We start from the raw sequence: 3,010 nt of genomic DNA on the forward strand, positions 1-3,010 counted from the left end.
ACCAAATTACAGCAACTGGGACTGAGAGAAAAAATCGCTGGTATTGCATCTGGAAGTTACGCCCGTTCATTGATTTTGCCAATTTTAGAGCATTTAGACCAGCCTAACCTTGAAAATGACCCCCAAGCCTACCAAGAAGCCCTTAAAGCCGCTTCTATTCTCGTGGCTCAATTAAAAGCCTAGCCTTGTTCAAAAAACTATAATATTTTTTTAATTGACAACTAACCCATAAATGTGTTAGACCCCAAGAAAATCTTGGAAATAAAAACAGCCAATTATCGCCAAAACCTCTTACTATTAATTTAATGCCAGAAACCCTACCCTCCTCTCGGATGCCAGTGACCGACGACTTAAACAAACTCTTGGCAATTCTACCCGCTCGGATTCGCGGCAAGATCGAGGAACACCCGCGGCAGCATCAACTGATCGAAGTAGTTATGGATTTGGGACGCATACCAGAAGCGCGTTTTCCCGATGGGGCGATCGATCTGGGGGACGAACCGATCTCAAAAGAAGAAATCCAGTATTCGATCGCCAGGGTGGGCAGTTTTAGCGGCGATAATCGCGCCGGGATTGAACGCACCCTGCACCGCATCAGTGCCATTCGCAATCGAGACGGGGAAATTATCGGTTTAACCTGTCGTATCGGTCGGGCCGTTTTCGGTACGATCACCCTAATTAACGACCTAGTGGAAACGGGTAAATCCCTACTGCTGCTCGGTCGTCCGGGGGTAGGGAAAACCACCGCTCTCCGGGAAATAGCCCGAGTTTTAGCCGACGATCTCAATAAACGGGTAGTGATTATCGACACCTCCAACGAAATCGCCGGGGATGGAGATATTCCCCATCCAGCCATCGGTCGCGCTCGTCGGATGCAGGTGGCCCGTCCGGAATTGCAGCATCAAGTCATGATCGAAGCGGTGGAAAACCATATGCCAGAGGTGATCGTGATTGATGAGATCGGTACGGAATTAGAAGCTCTGGCCGCTCGCACGATCGCCGAACGCGGGGTGCAGTTAGTGGGAACCGCCCACGGCAATCAACTGGAAAATTTAATTAAAAACCCGACTTTATCGGATTTAGTCGGGGGAATTCAGGCAGTAACTCTCGGAGACGAAGAAGCACGCCGCCGGGGTTCTCAGAAAACCGTTTTAGAACGCAAAGCACCGCCCACCTTTGACATTGCCATCGAAATGTTGGAACGTCAGCGCTGGGTCATCCACGAGGACGTATCTACCACTATCGACCAACTGCTGCGGGGACGGGAAGCAATTGCCCAAATCCGTTGGGTGGACGAGGAGGGGAAAGTACAGGTGGCTCAGGAAGAACCAAAACCGGAAAAGTTGACCCCTTTGCGCGGCAATTATCTGCCGGAAATGGATAAACCCAAGGGATGGCGGGCCGATGGCCGGATGACTCCCGTGGCCCGTTTCCCGGAGGGCCCTCTCAACCGGGAAAACGATTTCGATCGCCTCCTCGAACAATCTTGGCTGCAGGAAGAACCGGAAACGGAAAAAGTCCGCGTCCCCGGTCCCAATGGCGAAGATTGGCCGGTTTATGTCTATCCCTACGGGGTTAGTCGCGCCCCGATCGAACAGGTAGTACAGGCCCTAGATTTGCCGATCGTGTTGACCAAAGATTTACAGGCGGCTGACGCGGTGTTGGCCCTGCGTTCCCACGTTAAAAATCAGTCAAAATTGCGTCAAATTGCCAAAGTAAGACAAATTCCCATCCACGGCATCAAATCCAATACCCTGCCCCAAATTTCTCGCGGTTTAAAGCGGATTTTGGGCATTGATGACCCGATGAATCAGGAAGGTGCCGACCTGCGTTTATTTGCCCGCAGCGGCAGCGATGACGAGATCGAAGCTTTAGAGGAGGCCAGGTTAGCGGTGGAACAAATCGTTATTCCTACCGGTCAACCGGTGGAGTTACTGCCGCGATCGGCGAAAGTGCGGAAAATGCAGCACGAATTAGTGGAACATTACCGTCTCCAATCCGATAGCTTCGGAGAGGAACCGAATCGCCGTATTCGCATCTATCCAGCTTAGGAGTCAGGAATTTGAAGCGACGCACGCTAATTATTATGGGTACGGGGGCGGCGATCGGTGCGGTGGCCTCCTTGATTATCCATCGTCCCGAATCGGCGGCGGAATTACGCGACAAAATGCCCCTGGCCCAAAGAATTAAGCTCTGTCTCGATCTGGCTAGGATTAAACTAACCACGACGATCGATTATCTCGATAGTTATGCCTATCTTGGCATTGTTTATCCCTATCTTACCAATCCAGAGCCATCGGGTTTTAATTTCTTCAATTGGCGACGGAGGCTCAATAGTCCCATCCCCGGCACTTGGAAGCTAGAAAACGCCGATTTTTGGGCGGCAGGGGCTTTTCCTGCTTTATTATGGAAAATGGCTGATTTAGAATCAGACCCTATGTATAGCGGCTTTTGGGCGGCTGCTGCGAAAAAATGGAGCGATCCCTTAAAAGAAGCGAGTTTAAAGAACAAAGACATCGCTCTTAATAATTTACTGGTTTTTGCTCCTTGGGTTGAGTCGGGACGGGGCCAGGAAAAACAGACAGCTTTAGAGATCACTTTACAGGGAGCCAGACAACTAGCGCAACCCTTTCAGGATGGCAAGGGGAGTTATCACAGCGATATCGGGACTTTTGGCTGGCTACGCAAGGCCGATCGCACCGATCAGCAAGAACATTGGCAGGTTTTTATGGACCATACGATCAATATAGAACAACTGCTCTGGGCAAGTCTCCACAATTCTGACCCCAAGGAAGCAAAAGATTGGCAAGAAAAGGCCCTTTCCCACATCCGCACCATTAGCCGCACCTTTGGGGCTAATCGTCGCCCGGGTAAAACGGGAACTTGGCAAAGAGGCTATTTTGATCAAAATGTCAACTCTCCCACCTATAGAAATTTCTTATTTAATGAGGGAAAACAGGGCTGGCGCGATGATAGCACTTGGTCCCGGGGTCAAGCTTGGTTTATTTAT

At 50.4% G+C, this 3,010-nt stretch carries 3 protein-coding genes; all 3 read left to right on the forward strand.

The features are described from left to right. Positions 1-183: Light dependent period protein LdpA domain-containing protein (locus PX484_RS04695; protein WP_288103019.1), on the forward strand; the 183-nt coding region annotated here is incomplete at its 5' end. Between the two features lie 122 nt (positions 184-305). Next, on the forward strand, positions 306-2,051 hold the full coding sequence (locus PX484_RS04700) for a R3H domain-containing nucleic acid-binding protein (RefSeq protein WP_002803320.1): 1,746 nt from the start codon (positions 306-308) through the stop codon (positions 2,049-2,051). A gap of 11 nt (positions 2,052-2,062) precedes the next feature. Beyond that, on the forward strand, positions 2,063-3,010 hold a 948-nt coding region (locus PX484_RS04705; protein ID WP_288103021.1), incomplete at its 3' end, for a hypothetical protein.

The organism is Microcystis sp. M49636_WE2 (genome assembly GCF_030065375.1).
GTDB lineage: Bacteria > Cyanobacteriota > Cyanobacteriia > Cyanobacteriales > Microcystaceae > Microcystis > Microcystis aeruginosa_C.